Annotated in this window: 11 protein-coding genes; 5 read left to right on the forward strand and 6 right to left on the reverse strand. The window is 48.5% G+C overall.

The window, feature by feature from the left end; genetic code table 11:
• Positions 1-726: 726 nt before the first annotated feature.
• The 5 genes from hmpF to P4D80_RS19985 all read left to right on the forward strand — a co-directional run bounded on the left by hmpF (position 727) and on the right by P4D80_RS19985 (position 6,966).
• Positions 727-2,484, forward strand: a complete 1,758-nt coding sequence (gene hmpF / locus P4D80_RS19965) for a pilus motility taxis protein HmpF (RefSeq protein ID WP_421655769.1) — start codon at positions 727-729, stop codon at positions 2,482-2,484.
• Positions 2,485-2,963: 479 nt separating this feature from the next.
• Entirely contained in the window at positions 2,964-4,304 is a 1,341-nt protein-coding gene (locus P4D80_RS19970; protein ID WP_421655770.1) for a DUF3747 domain-containing protein, read from the forward strand.
• Positions 4,305-4,374: 70 nt separating this feature from the next.
• Positions 4,375-5,322 carry a CPBP family intramembrane glutamic endopeptidase gene (locus tag P4D80_RS19975; protein ID WP_421655771.1) on the forward strand — a complete coding sequence of 316 codons (948 nt, stop codon included), beginning with the start codon at positions 4,375-4,377 and terminating at the stop codon, positions 5,320-5,322.
• A 212-nt stretch (positions 5,323-5,534) separates the two neighbouring features.
• A complete protein-coding gene (locus P4D80_RS19980; protein WP_421655772.1) occupies positions 5,535-6,047 on the forward strand; it encodes a hypothetical protein in 513 nt (170 codons plus the stop codon).
• Between the two features lie 31 nt (positions 6,048-6,078).
• Complete coding sequence (locus P4D80_RS19985; RefSeq protein ID WP_421655773.1) at positions 6,079-6,966, forward strand: hypothetical protein; 888 nt, start codon at positions 6,079-6,081, stop codon at positions 6,964-6,966.
• Between the two features lie 858 nt (positions 6,967-7,824).
• Here P4D80_RS19985 and P4D80_RS19990 read toward each other — a convergent pair.
• From P4D80_RS19990 to P4D80_RS20015, 6 genes are all read right to left on the reverse strand, one after another.
• Positions 7,825-8,265, reverse strand: a complete 441-nt coding sequence (locus P4D80_RS19990) for a hypothetical protein (RefSeq protein ID WP_421655774.1) — start codon at positions 8,263-8,265, stop codon at positions 7,825-7,827.
• A gap of 516 nt (positions 8,266-8,781) precedes the next feature.
• On the reverse strand, positions 8,782-11,178 hold the full coding sequence (locus P4D80_RS19995; protein ID WP_421655775.1) for a PhoX family protein: 2,397 nt from the start codon (positions 11,176-11,178) through the stop codon (positions 8,782-8,784).
• A gap of 772 nt (positions 11,179-11,950) precedes the next feature.
• Positions 11,951-12,607, reverse strand: a complete 657-nt coding sequence (gene msrA / locus P4D80_RS20000) for a peptide-methionine (S)-S-oxide reductase MsrA (protein ID WP_421655776.1) — start codon at positions 12,605-12,607, stop codon at positions 11,951-11,953.
• 721 nt (positions 12,608-13,328) lie between these two features.
• Entirely contained in the window at positions 13,329-14,231 is a 903-nt protein-coding gene (locus P4D80_RS20005) for a helix-turn-helix domain-containing protein (RefSeq protein ID WP_421655778.1), read from the reverse strand.
• Positions 14,224-15,036, reverse strand: coding sequence for a pseudouridine synthase (locus tag P4D80_RS20010; RefSeq protein WP_421655779.1), 813 nt, complete (start codon positions 15,034-15,036; stop codon positions 14,224-14,226). The genes P4D80_RS20005 and P4D80_RS20010 overlap by 8 nt, the downstream gene beginning before the upstream one ends.
• Positions 15,037-15,349: 313 nt before the next feature.
• Positions 15,350-16,744, reverse strand: a complete 1,395-nt coding sequence (locus tag P4D80_RS20015; RefSeq protein ID WP_421655780.1) for an ATP-binding protein — start codon at positions 16,742-16,744, stop codon at positions 15,350-15,352.
• Positions 16,745-16,908: the final 164 nt, after the last annotated feature.

Genomic DNA, 16,908 nt, shown 5'->3' on the forward strand with positions numbered 1-16,908 from the left:
TTGGGGATAAGCCCCGCCTGTCTCCAATAACAACGTTAATCTTTCAGGAATTTTGATAGAGCGAAAGAATAGTAGTGTTACTCTTTCCCAGCAAGCTGGAAGAACCGAATGGAGCAGTGCTAGATTAGAGAGCAGTCAGTCCTGCGCTTGATGCCTGGTCTTCATTTAGCATTATTCAACGCAGGGGATGATACTATATTGCCTTTTGTTCCCCCTTCTGTCTCCTTACTATTGGAACCAGTACGGAACACAATACAGGAGTAGAAATAGTTGGGGAAGGTTAGCATATTTTGGGTTCTCAGGATTTCTGGTTCGCAGAAATGTATGGGATACTACTGTCGCTACCGGGTTCCGAGTTCATCTAGCTGACTGATGCCTATCGCAATTGTTCTTTGAGCAACTTGCTGAATCCGAAGTAGAACCTTTTTGAGGCTCAAGCTTCTAATTGTTGATTGATAGGTCTTGAAAGAGATGGGACATTTAGCCTCATGCCGATTGAGTTACAGCACCTTTAGCGATTTGTGGTGCTTAATCTCCAAACTCAAATCCAAGCTCAAACGAGGTGGTCTGGGTGCAACAGATTCAGTGATCAATAATTAATTGATTGTCTTGGCAGGGTTGTCTCACTACACTAGGTCTAGCAAAGCAAATAGGTCTAGCAAAGCAGACCAAATCTTCAAGTAACTTATTTCAATTCAGGCACAGACACATAAGAGGATTATCAGCGTGCTGTATCTAGCGGAAGTACAAAGGGGTAAAGGCGGATTACTGGGTGGCGGTAAGGCAGAGCTAAAGCTGCTTGCATGCCAACGATCTGAGCAAAACTGGAGCGCTGTGCCTGGTGACGAAACTGTGATGTGTGAAGAGGCTAATAACTACAATGCGGGTGCTTTAGTGCTAGTTGATTTAACTTCCAACAGGCAAGTACAGCGTGTTCAAGAAGCAGCCCGGCAGCTAGTCAGTATTTTGCAAAATTTCTCTCGTTTGCAGGAAAAATTCAAAACCCAGGAAGAGGAAATTGAGCAATGGAAACAGTCTCTCACCTATCAGAGCCAGGAGTTGAACCGTCGGGAAATGGAAATGGAAGCCCGGCGAGAGCAACTCCAGCAAATGGAAGAAGACTTTGAGCAGTTAGAGCAACAGCGGCAGGAGATTGAAACTCTTCGAGAAGAAGTGAATCGGCAGCGGGATGAGTTTGAGCGCAATCGCCAGGAGTTGGAGGGAGCCTGGGAGCATCTGCGGGGTGAAATGCGACGATTGGAAGAACGGCAAGCAGAGTTTCAGCAGGCGGCTGTTTTAGATGATGAAAAGGCACAGGTGATCCAGGAGCTATTGAGTCGTTTATTGAATGGTATTCCGGCAACGGAATCAGTCAGGGAAGAACTGGTGGCCTCTTTAGAGATTTTGACGCAGCAGCAAGGGGTATTGGGTCAGCACTGGCATAATTTGGAGCAACAGCGGTTTACGGCTCAACAGATGCAAGACGAAGTGGATCGTCAGGCACAGGACCTTCAGCGTCGCTGGCAGGAGTGGCACCAGGCTCAAGAATCTCTGGAGCAGGCACGGGCAGAACTCAAGGTTCAGCAGAGTGCCCTCAGTCATAAGCAGGACTACGTCCATATGCTGGGCGTGCAATTGCAGAATCATGATGACTTGCATCAACAGATGTACCGTCTGGCAGATACATCTGAGCATGTGACGATTGGGCAACAGGTTGATCTGGAGATATTGGAAAAAATGTCTGTGGATGATTTACAAAGGCTCGTCCAGGAATTAGAGCGTGACCTGGAAAAACTGTCCAAATTTGTGGAAAGCCAGGAAGAAGAGTTGCGTTTTAAGCAGCAGGAAATTGAGGCTCTGCAAGTCAGGATTCAGAGTGCCAGTGATTTTGATCGCCTTAACCTGGAAAATGACCTGGCTGATGAGCAGGATGGCTACCAGATGTTGAATGAAACGCTGGTTGGGCAACGGCGGAACCTGCGTGAGCGTAAGAATCTGCTGAATCGGCATCAGGCAATCTTACGGCGGCGGCAAGGAATTACGGATGGCGAAGGGCAGGATAGCGGGATTGATCTGGGCCCAATGCTGAGTCAAATTGAAGCCCAGCGACATCAGCAATCGGATGAATTGCAAAAACTGGAAAGCCAGATTGAGCAGATGCGGGGCGCGATCAATCAGGCTCAAGGGATAGTAAACAGCCAGACGGTTGAGCAAGAGAATAAACGTAACGAATTGAAGCATCTCGAAGAAAGCTTGCTGAACCGTCGTAAAGAACTAGCAGAGATTTGGGGTCGAGTAAATCTCTATCAAGAGATGCTACAACCGATTCAGGACGGAGTCGATGGATTACGTCAAAAGCTGGAGAGTATTGTTAACCTGATGTCCCAGGTGCAGGAAGCAGGAGAGGAGCAGCGACAGGCGATCGCTGATATGCGCCAGATTATTCTAAGCCTCACCAATACTCCAGAGCTGGCAGCCTCTTAAGGACAGTTGATTAGTTGATGATAATTGGTTATTAGAGAGGGGTGAATGAGGAATGAGTGTGGGAGGAGTGTGAGGAAGCGGGGTCTCCATCGACTCTACCCATCTACCCCCACTCCCTTTACTTGCCCTGACTTCTATTTCCGATTCTGACTTAACCTTAAGACTTGCCGTTATAGCTGTCGCCAGGCTACTTAGGACATTCGTTTTAAGGGGGTGTGGGGGCTTCGCCCCCAGCCAGGGGTGAAACCCTGGCACCTCGTCCTCAGCCTGGTGGCTATCGCTATAGCATCGACCTTTAGGAGGATGTTGCCCTAATTGCTTGTGGGTAGGTTAGGATTCTCGCGGGCACTGGATAGATATGCCCGTCGTCAACGAACGTATTGATCTTTAGTGAAGCGAAGGGTGATGGTATGGCTACGCTCCTTAGTTCTTGGACGGCTCGGCTTGTTGCTGGTTTTGGAATTGCTTGCCTAGGTGCAATGAGTCTCGCCAGTATAGCGATCGCTACTACCAGTCGGGTTTTCGGTCAAAAAGAAGTGGATCAAAATAAATTAATTGTTCTGGCGGCTCCTTACGGCAGCGGTAATTCCTATCAACTCCTTATCCTGGAACAGCTTAGCGATGAGCGCCCTTGCTGGAGTGAAAGTGGAGCGAATCCTGTCATTGTCGATCCGCTACTACTTCAGTTTGATTTCACAGGCATTTGTGGACGCAGCACAGATAGTAATGGTTACTCAGTTCGCATGGCTGGGCGCGATTTTGGTTTGGTCTATGATCTTGATGTGGTTCGACGTGAAGGGGATCTGGTACTGATTGCCACCAATATTACCAATCGCAAAGCGGCAGTACTTGAAGTTGGCAGAACTAATGGCATACCACCCAGCGGGCAATTTGCCAAGATAAACCTGAATTCGGGTTGGCGGCTGACCAAGCGGACTCAAGACAATAAGGAATTGGGACATGTCTATTTGACCAGTGACACTGTACCACCCGATATCAATCTCTCTGCGTTTATTGATACCCAATCCCACTGGGCGCGAGCTTATATTGATGCTCTGGCAGAACGGGGAATCGTCAGTGGTTTTTCGGAAGATAAGACGTTTCGCCCAGATGACCCAGTGACAAGGGTGCAGTTTGCGGCAATGCTGACTAAAGCCTTTTCGTCATTACCACCCAGGCGGGAGCGGGCAGGAGCCGCGTTCAAAGATGTTACGCCCAATTTCTGGGGCAGAAGGGCCATTCAAACCGCCTATGAAATTGGATTTATGTCGGGCTACCCAGATGACACCTTTAAGCCCAACCAGGACATTTCCCGCTTAGAGGTTCTGGTAGCCCTTGCCAATGGGCTAAATTACAGCACCACTGATACGGGTGTGTTGTCTTACTTCCAGGATACGGCTCAGATTCCTGATTGGGCTTCAGGGGCGATCGCCGCTGCGACTGAGAAAAAAATTGTCGTTAACTATCCCCGTGTTCAACAATTGAACCCAAACCGCACAGCCACTCGCGCTGATGTGGCAGCCTTTATTTATCAGGCGCTGGTCGATGCAGGACAGTTGCCAGTCATTCCTTCTCCTTACGTGGCTGCAGCAACCCCTACTACCCCAATGGCACCCGCAGCCCCCAAAAATCCAACCACTCCTCCGGATGCCGGAATCCCCACTACTCCACAGAGTCCAGCCACTCCGGTCAGTCCAGAGGCTCCACTCAGCACCCCTTCTCCTCAGAGCCCCTACGCACCTGGCCCTTCCGCAGCCCCAGTCAGCCCAACCAACCCCGGAGGGATTGTCGTTCCAACCACGCCAGTTACTCCTCAATAGCTAGACTTGAGGAGGCCAAAGTCCCTACGCTAAAGTCCGTAGCTAAAACTCCACGGATGAGGTCAGGGTTTTGAGTAGTCTATATCTGGATGCCGTCCAGCAGGGTAGAAATGCCTGGTGGCGATATCTTCTCAGCTTGCTGCTGATTGTGTCATTTTGGTTGATTCTGGGGAGCCTTCCTTTGATCATCTGGTTGGCGATCAATCATCTGACTAAAGGTACACTTACGATTCCAGCTGAGGATGACCAGATCTTGAAGTATGTCGTGTTTAGCCTATCCTTCTGTTTTCTGTTGCTGGGAATCTTCTTAGCCATGACGGGCATTCACCGACGGCGGTTTCGTACCTTAATTCGCCCGGATGCAACTGTCAGTAGTCGTCGGATTATGCAGGGAGGGGGAGTCTGGTTACTGCTGTTGGTGGTTTCTTATTTAGTAGAAGCAGGAGTAACACCTGCTCGTTTTGAGCTGACTTTTGATCCTGTGAAGTGGTTCGTATTTCTGCCACTGGTACTCATCTTTACCCCAATTCAAACCACCGCAGAAGAATTGCTCTTTAGGGGGTATGTGCTGCAAAGTTTAAGTTTGCTAACTAAAAATCGATGGTTTTTAGTTGGCCTGTCTAGCCTGCTGTTTGGGGCTTTGCATCTGGGTAACCCTGAGGTCGGAGCGACGAACAGTGCCGGATGGCTTTCTCTGACCTATATCGCCTTTGGGGTATTCTTATCGCTAATCACATTGCGGGATAATTCTTTGGAGTTAGCGATCGGCTGTCATGCGGCTAACAATCTTTTTTTAGCAGCAATTGTGAGAGACCGGGTTTCTGTTTTGGATACACCCGCAATGCTAACTCGCATGGTGATTCCAGATGCACGGGTTGAGTTTTTTCCTTTTCTAGTGCAGGCTGTGGTGTTTTACTATCTGTTCTTTGGCAAAGAAATACCTCCTGTAGCAGGGAATCAAAGAATTGGGGAAGGGGGGCAAACGGTGGAAGGTGCAAGGGACGAAGGGGAGGGGTGAGGATTTTGGAAAAAATTGCGGGTATTGCTGAAAAGCAGTATGAATCGAAACCAAGCTTCGAGCTTACAGCATCTATTTCATATCTAGATTCAGTAATGCCAGGTTGCGATCACCATTCATTAACCAACCTGAATAGGATAATCTGATAGGGTTAGGGAAATGTTTGTTTACTGGCATCAATTTTGTTTACTGGCATCAATCAGGAGACTTCAATGATTGGTTTTAATTGGCGCAAGCCCCTCGCGCCGCTGTTATTATCTGTGTTGCTGTTGATAACTGGATGCACGCCCAAAGCTCCTTCCCAGTTTTCTCAGGCCCAGCAAGAAAGTACCAGTAATGGAGCCCAACCAGCGGTTGCCAAAAATGCTGAACAGGGCAGCAGTTTTAATAAGTTCTTTCCAAAACCAGAGGATGGATATGAGCGAGTTTTCACTCAGGAGAAAAAGGGATTTTCAGAAGCAAAGCTGAAAAAGGGTGGTAAGGATATGGCGATGCTCTCCATTTCTGACACCATTAGTCTGCCGTTAGCTGCAAAGAAGTTTGAAAACAGCACAACCAAAATTGCGGGCTATCCTGCCATGGAAATTGGGAATACACAGACGGCGTTATTGGTTGCAAATCGCTATCAGGTGAAGGTGCTTTCCCGTGACCCTTCGTTTACCCCAGCCGATCGCAAAGTCTGGATTCAAAAGTTTGATCTCAACGGTCTCTCTCGTTTGAAGTAGACCGCAGCCAATCCATAATTGAGAGTGCTTTATGAGTAAACCCATTTACGAACTAGTGGATGAACTGCCGACGGGTGGTTTAACCGTCATGGCGTTGCGATCGCTCGATTTTGTCATTCCTGGACAGTGGCAAAACCTTGTCGGTTTTGTGAATACCATTCGAACTGTGACTGGGGAGACGGATGAGAGTCTGATTCAGCAAATTGGCGATCGGGCCGTTTACCTTTACAACGACAAATCCCAGGGCTACCAGCGTGCCATGTGGCTGTACCAGACCGTAGATAGCGCAGCAACGGCTCTGGGATATGCTGCTGCTGCTAACAAAGTAGGGGAAGGAATTTCGTTCCTGGGTTTTTTGGATAAGCTCACGCCCAAGCCAGAAAAGGCTCAGAGTATTGATCTCTCAGTCAAGTTGGTCACAGAGCTCGTTGCCTTTTGCCAGATTAACGGCATTCCCGGTGACAGTATTGGAGATTTTTTAGCGGCATTGGGGGACTACAGGGGCGAGTCTCTAATGCGAATGGCAGCTCTGGTTTGTTTTGATGGTCTGATTCCCCTTGGCCCCAGCTTTATTGAAAAAGCCCTTTCCACCCTGGGAGCCCTGAGCCCATCAGAATTGGAACATAACCAGACCTTTAAGGGCGTCAACGAACTTATTCCAGGAAATGATTCGGTGGGCAAGCTCAACTTCATTACCCAGAGCTTTGACTCGGTGAAGGACTGGATGAGTGACTTTGTTTTATCTAAGGGGCTGACGCAAGAAAGCGTGGTCGATAATCTGATGAAGTTTGTCGATGTGTCAAAAGACAAGCTTGATTATCTTGGCGCATTTTTGGATATTACGGTTAAATACTATTCTCATACAGGTACGCAAACCCTTGCCCGTCGTTTAATTGAACGAGCAGTAGCGGAGATATAGATCCCCAATCCATGAGATATAGATCCCCAATCCATCCAGAAGTCAGGAGCCAGACGCCAGGAGTGAGAATAAATATGGCTTCTGGCTTTTTTGGCTCTAGCTTCTCAAATCCTTTATAAAGTAGGTAGCCACAATTAATTGTGAAGGGGGGAGTGGGGGCTGCACCTCCAGCTAGGGGTTCCACCCCTGCACCCCGTCCTAACTAGGGTTAAGACGGCTATAAAAGTTAGGCAATCTCTTCCTGTGGTTCTGTCACTCTCCCAGCCCAGTTTCTCTAAATTGCTCCGCTGTCCACAGATGACAGTGTTTTGCTCAGGACAGAAAATTACAATGCTGTCTGAATCGATTGCTTTCACAAAACATCCAGTCAATTGCTTATTGGAGCGATCGCACACTACTCTTTGTCCAACTTTCCAATTTCTCATAAGGCATACCGAACTCTTCTATATATGAACTTACGTTGAACATAGAGAAAGATACTTCGTACGGCTGTATCAGCTAAAAAGATGAAACTGTGTAACCTGAGTGGGTGATCCTGCTGGAGGAGAGAAACAAATGTGATAAGTGGGAGGTGGGAGGGAGCAGAGAATGGGGAGGCAAAAACTCAAAACTGAAAACTTAGACTTTCTTACCCCTCAGTTCTTCTCACTCGATTGGTGCATTGTGCTATCGCTAACAACACCCTACAGGTATAGCTCTACGCGGGTGCATTAGGACATTGGAATTAGAGAGGGAGTGGGAGCTTCGCCCCCAGCCAGGGGTTCTACCCCTGCGCCCTGTCCTAACCATAATGACTATTGCTACACTTTCTCACCCCTCAGTAACAACTCAACTGACAATTGCTCACCCCTCAGTAGCCTACTTCGTCACTGTTACGTCATACTTCATTTGAAAAGGTCTGAAATCGCCTCTGCTTTTTGGAGTGCAATTTAGTTCCAGTTGATAAAGTCCGACTTTGGGGAAGATAATATCTGCTCCGGGAATGTCCTGGTAACGTTCAGCGGAAATGGTTTTGAGGGAAGGTCTCAGAATCGGTGCTACACCAGGTTTGCGGGGTTTGGTATAAACCGCCATTTGGCATATTGCCTGATTCAGCGGCAGCAGCCTTCCACCTCTGCGAGTTAAAGCAATCCAGGTTCGAGTTGGAACGCCCGCTTTGGGATTGTGGTTAGGCTCAATGTGCCAGGTCCCTGCGATGTCCCCTGCTACTTCAACTTCGTGGGCGATCGCAAAACCTACAGATAGGGTCAGGAAAACCAACCCGCAGAAAGATTGTGTGCAAATTAAACGGTAAGACACGACTGATGAAACTAAAGAATTGGCGTCGGCTTGCAAAACTCTCAGCCAGACATTCCCTCACCATTTTGCAGAGCAATCTTGCTCCTATCAAACGACAGACTGTCGAAGTTTGGTGAATACTACCTTTTCGTAAGTTTTTGGAAAAATTTACGAATGACCCTCGATAAATTGATATAGCGATAGCCACTAGGTTTAGGACGGGGCGTTGCTGAAAAGCAGTATGAATCGCAACGAAGTTCCGAGCATACGGCACCTAATTTCATACCCAGATTCAGCAACGCCTAGGACGGAGCACAGGGGTTGAACCCCATAGCTGAGCGCCGCAGCCCTCACACTCCCTTAAAACCAATGTCCTAAGTAACCTGGCGACAGCTATAAAACTCCGAGTATAAAACTCTGAGGATAAATTTGCCGTCTCTCTCCTGTTTCTGCAAACATCCAGCGAATGGCAAAAAAGGCCCCGCATCCGAGAAGGGGCTGCAGAGGGGGGCTTTGTTCAGGTGTGGTAGATTGTCCTTACACAAACTGACCATTCGACCGCTTACGGCGAATCCCAATCACTGCTGGCTTGGGCGGCCCACCTGGATTGCCCTCAATGTTGCTGGGCCAGTTGCTGCCCCGTGGAACTGAGCGCTCCTGATTAAACAGCGAGCCATCCAGGTTTAACATTTCAATACTGCGGCTCAGGGTTTGTTGAGGAGTGTAGGGGCAGTCTTCACCAGGGTGTTGCACTGAAAGAATCAGGGTGTCTCCAATAAAGGTAGGACCGGTCATCTCGCAACGTGGTGGTCCATAGGCAAAGGGCACGGTCTCACCTGCCATTGGTCCACTGGTAGGAATATAGAACATCCAGTTGTTTCCGAACACACCCACAAAACTGGAGACGTTGCCACTACCTGTGTGATTAATCGTAGTTGGGGTTCCAGCTGGGCCTACATTGAAGCCATTGTGCAAATCGGTAGACATATCGGTTACACCCCAAACATTGCCACGGTTGTCAAACACCAAGTTGTCTAAGTTTGCAAATCCAGCGCCATCTTCAGAGCCAGCTTCCCCACCCTGGGCAAATCGCTGCCAGCGGAAGGTTGTTCCTGTATTGTCTGCACTGTCTTCGATGATCTTATACAAACCACCAGATTGCTGAGTATCGGTTGGATTTGTTGTATACTTAGCAACCACAAAAATGCGGGAGTCTGGATAACCATCCCCACCTGGGGCTCCATCTGTGTAAGCGATGAAGACTTCACGAGGATTACGAGGATTGACTTCAATGTCCTCTGGACGAGCAGTTGGCGTACCGCCTACCAAGTTAGCGGCTGCAAACGCATCACAGAGAATTGCCCCTTGGGAAGTGTAGAAGTCTGATAGCCGCTTGTTCTGATAACCGGGAAGAGCGGTATCTTCGTTGGTGGTCTCACAGTTGAAGAAGCCACCATCCGTAGTTTGACCTGCAATTCCATTTCGGCGAGGCAGAACTACCCGACCACGAGCCAGGGATCCCGTCAGCCCAGCCGCGATCGCTGTCGAAGCTATCACAGATGGTCTATTGGGGTTGGTCGGCGTATCCAGCAGGAGTGGGATCCACTCACCTGTGCCTTCTTCGGGTCGGGTTGGATCGCTAGGGGGATTGAACTTAGCGACGTAAAGAATCCCAGATTCAAATAGTCTGCTATTAGCTTTGTTTTTGGGGTTAGAGACTATGCCGCTGCTGACGAATTTCCAGGTATGCCCACCGCGGCGATCGTCTCCTAAATAAGCAACTAGTTTCTTACCGGCCTGTATTCGCATCGCAATGTTTTCATGGCGGTATCGACCCAACCAAGAATGCTTACGCGGGCGGAAACCGGGATTACCTGGATCAATTTCCACCATCCAGCCGTACTTCTCACCAACCTGCCCAAATTCAGCACCCGTTGTACCGCTAATGTAACCAGTTTGGGTTCCATCTGGCTTTACGCCTTCTGTCACACCAACATAAAAAGTAGAGCTGCCCTGGAAGTTTTCTTCCGCCGATAGAATGGTGCCCCAGGGAGTGACTCCACCAGAGCAGTTAAAGGCAGTACCAATGATTTTGTTACCCAGTCCATCGGAACTGAGCGGAAATACTTCAGTTGCTGCAGGACCCGTACCAATCAAGTAATTCTGATCTCCCTGCTGGTAGCTTCTGGGGCCCCAGGACGTTACACTCTGATAGGCGTCACCCCGTTGACTATTGACAGCTAAACCAGAAAGCCCATGGATGCGGCGATTTTTAGGATCGCCTGACACAACAGCGAACCGACTGCGGCGATTATTGCGGGAAATCCGAACAATGGACATACCCACGTTATATAAGGATTCACCAAACAGGATACGACGATCGTCAGGACTCAACGCACCAACATTAGCAGCTGTAGGTAAAGAAAATCCAATTACCGGGGTAAACGCATCAGGGAAAGGAGCCAGATCTGCCGCAGTAGCAGGTGCAAGAAACGCAAAGGGATAGCCAACGTATTCGTGATTAACCAACAGATAACCATCGGTTGGACTTCCCACATAGCCAGTAAAGTCACAATTGTAGCCAAAGTAATCTTCTCGATTGGGGAAGACGCGATCGCCCCAACTAACGAGTACATACCGCTCATACTCCGGTGGCACAATCACATCATCGTACACCTGATATTGTCCCAAACGGGTGTCATTTGTCGGGTTAAGGATTGAACCTGAACCAATTCCCGTTGGTAAAAAGTTCTTCTGATCTCGATAGATAGGTAAAGGATGGGGCAGGCGCACAGGAGTAAAAGGCAACTGAGCTGCCTCAGCGACCCCTATATTAAAGCCAAACAGTTTTCTTTCAACAGTAGGAGCCAGAACGGTAGCCGCAGCGCTACACCCAAAAAACGCTAATAATTTTCTGCGGGAAAGCTTTGACATGGAATTTTCTTCTCTCCAAGGTTCAGCAGAGGTGGCAGAATCAACAGAATTCACGATAGGTCCGGGCTTCAGAAAGAAGTAGTGACACTTTTCCAGTTTCTTCCAGGTAGCTGTGTATAGAAAAACAGCCGTGGAAATACCCATGACATATCCATTGGCAAAATACCGCTGCCAAATTAAGTCCGGTTAATCTCTGGGTTAATGCTGATTGATTGTTTACAAAGACCTACAGCTTCTCATGCATGACTGGCATGTCAACTTACCAGTTCTTCTTTGATACTTCAATATTTGATAGTTCTTTAATAGGTTTTAAGCCTGGGCCGTAAAGGTATAGTTCACCAAACGGCCTGAGCTTCAGTATAAAGCTGGTATAAATTTTCATTTATTGAAAATTAAAGAATCAGGAGCTGATGTTTCAGTACTGACGCCTACGGTTAGAGGTGCTGCCAATCTAGCGTTAGCAACCCAATTGAGGCCTGTAGGCTATGTACTAGCACCCCTGAAATTGTATGGGGTTAGTCTTTATGGTTAGGAGGGTTAGGAGGGTTAGGAGGGTTAGGAGGGGGAGCAGGGATGGAACCCCTTAGCTAAGGGCGAAGCCTCCACTTCCTCTCTAGTTCCTCTCTAATTCCAATGTCCTAACGAACCTGCGTAGAGCTAAAAAAATTGTGAAAGGCTTTCCCGATGGAAAAGTCCTTTCACAATCCAGATATGATTACGTTGGTGCGCAAATACGAAGCACAGAATAGCCTGAGTCTTGTGCCTCCAAAACTTATGCCTTCAAAACTCCAACTGGGCAAGAAACGTTTGTTCCCCCCAAACCACAGTAGCCATTTGGATTCTTGGCAAGGTACTGCTGATGGTAAGCCTCTGCATAGTAAAACTTAGGCGCGTCCAGAATTTCGGTTGTAATCTTGCCGTACCCCGCTTTGTTCAGGGCTTCCTGATAGACATTACGGGATGCTTCTGCTAACTTCCTTTGCTCTTCAGAGTAGACATAAATGCCAGAGCGATACTGCGTGCCTACATCATTTCCCTGACGCATCCCCTGGGTGGGATCATGATTCTCCCAGAAAACTTTCAGGAGGGCTTCGTAGCTAATCACCTGGGGATCGTACACCACAAAAACAACTTCATTATGTCCAGTCATCCCTGTGCAAACTTCCCTGTAGGTTGGGTTAGGCGTGATCCCGGCAGCATAACCAACGGCTGTTGTAAATACTCCATTCTGCTGCCAAAATTTGCGCTCGGCTCCCCAAAAGCAGCCCATTCCAAACATGGCTATTTCCATTCCAGTAGGGAAGGGGGGCTTAAGCGGATTGCCATTGACGAAGTGACGCTCTGGCACAGGCATTGGCTCTGAACGCCCTGGCAGTGCCTCTTCAGGCGTAGGCAGAGTCAGTTTTTTGCCAAATCCAAACAACACCATGAGTTCTGCCTCTATATTTTTGTTTGATATCTTTAACTTTCTTAATCATAAACCACAGGCTTGAATCTGACGTTAAGTGAGCGATCGCCAGAACTGCCAATGCAAATAGCCTATCCAACTCGTATGAAACTTCCCTGAGATAACCGTAAAAACAGCAGGCTGCCAAAATCGTGATTCTAAGTAGCCAGACGCAATTAAATTAAGGATATAGCTATAGCCACCAGGCCGCGGCCCCACATCCTCTTAAAGCCAATGTCCCAACCTGGCGACAGCTATAACTTCGGAGTTGAGGGGTAACTCCCTTAAGAATTCCTTTTTACAAACCCCTTTCATTTCACGAACCATTAGGTCTGCCATGTATAAACGAAAGTAAGCAAATTTTAAGAAAAGAGGAATTAATGCGGATTTTTGTTTAAGTGTTCTAATCTAAATAAATGTAAGCCTTGCTTACTCTATAAAAAACGCTAGCAAGCTGTATATAGCAAAACTGCATATCGGTCAGCTGGAATTAAAAAAATGAACCCAGACTCTTTTTAAGGTCTGGGTTTATTTTGGGGCTTATTTTGCTGAATCTATCTTTACACTTCATTAGTCATTACCCATAGTAGCCGCTTGGTTCAGGTAACCAGTAGAGGCAAAACTTGATGTTTACTCTTCCAATCCATCACTCCTCCACAGTACTGGCACAAAACTTCTGCTATGAAACACTCGCAGGCGTCGCTCAGAGATCGTCTGAGTCGGGATTGGAGTTGGATGCCGTGAGATTGGCAGAGTCAACAGTGCCCAATGTCCAATTTGCCTGAGTCCTTGTATCGAAGGTAACTTCTTCTACTGCACCGGGTTCACCTAACCGCCTGGCAGTGCCATCGTTAAAGCTAATCATTACCCCACCAGCATTACCTGCTCGCAAAGTTAACTGCTTGTTTGCCATCCAGGTTCTTTGGGTGCCTTCCGGCAAAACTCCTTCAAACTCAGTCTTGCCATCAACCTCAACTCGAATCCAGGACTGAGCTGTGACTGTTAAGCCAATCCGTACGGGTTTCTGGGCAACGAGGGGATTGGTAGAGGGCTGGATTGTTGGACTAGCTGCAGGGAGAAATGGACCCAGCTGTGCCTGGTTAGTAGATGTGTTGGATGCTCTTGATACGGTTGGTGAGAGAGTGTGGGAAGAAGGTTGCACTGTCTGGGCATTATCGGTTAAACCAACCATTTGTGGTGTGGAGCGGCTTAAAAGGTAGGACAATCCGCTAACTGCTCCTATCACCAGCACCATGTATAGCAAATACAGATGAAGGGGACGCAGTTGCGCCTGTACGGTGCCGCGCCAGGAAGTTGTGGGTGTTTCCTGGAGGGTTTCAGTTGGGAAAGCACTTGCAAACTCAGCTCCATTTAAACCGATCGCGTCTGCAAATCGCCGGATAAAACCCTGAATATAAACGGGTTCAGGTAGCTGAGCGACATTACCAGCCTCAATCGCCGCCAAGATCCGAACTGGTATCATGGTTCTTTCAGCAACCTGTTCCAACGATAGCTGATTGTGCTGACGAAGTTGGCGCAGGTGATCGCCCAACTCAGATAGCTTTCTTGCCTGTTCCCGATCGAGTTGGAGAATCGGATCATTCATGAGCGTCACTCCTCTTCGCAGGCATCCTTTCTGATAGTAGGTCAATTTGTGTTTTCAAGAAACCGATCTCAATATCTTTCAGAGGGCGACAACTGCCACTCGGTAAGGGGGGGGAACCCGGCGATTGCAAGGCGATCGATCCGATGGCCGTTCGATGTAAATGAATCACCGGATGTCCTAGTTGTTCCGCAACTCGCCGGATCTGGCGGTTTCTACCCTCCCTTAAAATAATTCGCAGCAATGTTTTGTCTTCCGGGTGTTGCTCCAGCACCTCCACCTGGGCAGGCAGTGTTTTGCGCCCATCCAACCCAACCCCTTGTCGCCACCGCCGCAAAACAGTTTCCGAAGGGAAACCAGCGACCCAAACTTCATAGGTTTTGGGGATGCAATGGCGGGGGTGTGTCAGAAAGTATGTCAGATCCCCATCATTCGTCAGTAACAATGCCCCGGTAGAGTCCGCATCCAACCGGCCCACTGGATGGATTCCCTGTTGATGGTGAAATTCAGGAGGGAGCAAATCTAAAACAGTGACTCGACCCCAAGGATCAGTACAGGTTGAAACTACCCCTAAAGGTTTATTTAGCAAAAGGTAAATCGGCTTAGGGCGGCTGGCGGGTTGGAGTGCAATCCCATCTACCTCTATTCGGTCAAACGCGGGATCTGCTTTCTGACCTAACTGGGCAATAGTTCCGTTCAAACGAACTCGACCTTCCAGAATCATTTGTTCTGCCTGACGGCGAGATGCAATTCCCCATTGAGACAGAATTTTTTGCACTCGCTCGTCTCTAGATACAATGCCTGACATAACTCTGTAGCGCAGCGGTGATGGATGATGGGATAAATCAGTAGCAACAAACGTTAAGCTCAGGACAATGGAAACCTCTGAATTCTCTATGTAAAACCTTGCATTGGAACGCCCACAGAAGCTAACTTTTGCGCTTAATGGATACTGCCCACCTTTCGCTAGTACAGCACGGCGGGAATACGGATACCCTTCTGGCTTCCTCCGACTCCCCACTCCCCAACCCAATGGTTACTGGACTGATGCCATCGTCCACTAGTAATCCGGAAGAACCCGCCTGTAGCTCACGTATATAGTAATACTACACTAAGAAACGTTAAGAAATGGATTCCTGATAAGGCAGGAATACTTGTAACCATGCTCCATGGGTTTCAGGATGATTGCTGGCTTTTACCGAACCTCCGTGGGCTTCCACAATTTGACGAACAATCGCTAATCCCAACCCATTGCCCCCACTAGAAAGAAGGGTTCTCTGACTACTACCAGTGCTTTCTTTGAAGGATTCAGCACCAGGGGCATTTCCCACCCAGGTCGTTGCTTTGCTGCCAGGCACCTTCATTCCAGCAATACTACGGGTACGGGAAGGGTCAGCCCGGTAAAATCGTTCAAAAACGTGGGGCAAGGCGCTTTCTGGAAAACCGGGTCCTGAATCAATCACTTCCAGACAAATTTGTTGAGGCTGTTCAGCAGTGGGTAAAAGGCTAATCCGAACTTGAATCAATGCCTGCTCAGGGCTGTATTTAATGCTGTTGTCCAGCAAGTTGAGTAAAGCTCGATGTAGCCTGGATTCGTCTGCTTCAATCAGTAGATGTTCAGGACCAATGTAGTTGAATTGCAGGCGCTTCTGATGAGCCAAGGGTTCCAACCCAGCCCAGGCGGATTGAACCAGTTTATTCAGGTCCAGGGTCTTAAAGTTTAACTGGGGAGAGGGGCGTGCCTCTAGCTGGCTCAGGTCCAGTAGGTCTTGTACCAGATTGCTGAGGCGAATTGTTTCCTTAAGCAGGCGATCAACCCAATCTCGCAGGGGAGGATCTAATCGCAATTGCAGAGTTTCGGCGACAAGGCGAATGGAGGTCAATGGAGTTTTGAGTTCGTGGGCAACGTCGGAAATCCAGCGATCGCGCTGTTGCGTCAGAGAAACCGCCTCCTGACGATTTTCTAAAAAGACGCCTACGCTATCATTTGGTAGGGGAATTCCGTATCCCCGCAATGGATAAGGCGATTGCTGGGATAAGATTGATGGATCTGGAGTGGAGGGATGAAAGATCCAATCCTGGCTACAGGGTTTGCCGGCCGCACGGGTCTGCCCAATTAGTTGATCGAGCTCGTAGGAACGTACCACCTCTAGTAGCAGGCGTGGGCGGACTGGCAACTGGCTGGGCTGAATCCCCAGCATTTCACAGGCTTTGGGGTTACACCAGATGAGCTGATTATCCTGATCTACTTGAAAGAAGCCTGTTGGGGCCGACTGACAGATCTGATGCCAAACTTCCAACCTGGCCAATAAGTTCTGGTGTTCTTCAGTGTGGGCTGTGATCTCCCTTATCAGCTGGGAAGTTGAGGAAAAAGACCAGCTTAAGGCATCCGGTTGCAACAGGCGCACAAGCTGCTTCAGCTTGGAGTTCATCCGAGCACGATACCAGCTCAGAAGCACCAACCCGGCCAATAATCCGGCCAGGAACCACAAAGAATTTATCAGTTCTCCAGCCATCCGCGATTAGTCATCCGCATTCAGCCTATTGTGAACTCATTTACAGCTATCACACAGGTTGCTTAGGACACTGGCGTTAAGAGGGTGTGGGGGCTCTGTGCCCCCAGCTATAGTGGAACCTCTGCACCCTGTCCTAAGCTTGGTGGCTATCGCTATAGAAGAGG

The sequence above is a fragment of the Leptothermofonsia sp. ETS-13 genome, assembly GCF_049200465.1.
GTDB lineage: Bacteria > Cyanobacteriota > Cyanobacteriia > Leptolyngbyales > Leptolyngbyaceae > Leptothermofonsia.

Coding starts and splice junctions, on each gene's coding strand:
- P4D80_RS19970 (WP_421655770.1), top strand. CDS start 2,964: ATGAGTCTCGCCAGTATAGCGATCGCTACTACCAGTCGGGTTTTCGGT.
- P4D80_RS19980 (WP_421655772.1), top strand. CDS start 5,535: ATGATTGGTTTTAATTGGCGCAAGCCCCTCGCGCCGCTGTTATTATCT.
- P4D80_RS19985 (WP_421655773.1), top strand. CDS start 6,079: ATGAGTAAACCCATTTACGAACTAGTGGATGAACTGCCGACGGGTGGT.
- P4D80_RS19995 (WP_421655775.1), bottom strand. CDS start 11,178: ATGTCAAAGCTTTCCCGCAGAAAATTATTAGCGTTTTTTGGGTGTAGC.
- msrA (WP_421655776.1), bottom strand. CDS start 12,607: ATGGTGTTGTTTGGATTTGGCAAAAAACTGACTCTGCCTACGCCTGAA.
- P4D80_RS20005 (WP_421655778.1), bottom strand. CDS start 14,231: ATGAATGATCCGATTCTCCAACTCGATCGGGAACAGGCAAGAAAGCTA.
- P4D80_RS20010 (WP_421655779.1), bottom strand. CDS start 15,036: ATGTCAGGCATTGTATCTAGAGACGAGCGAGTGCAAAAAATTCTGTCT.
- P4D80_RS20015 (WP_421655780.1), bottom strand. CDS start 16,744: ATGGCTGGAGAACTGATAAATTCTTTGTGGTTCCTGGCCGGATTATTG.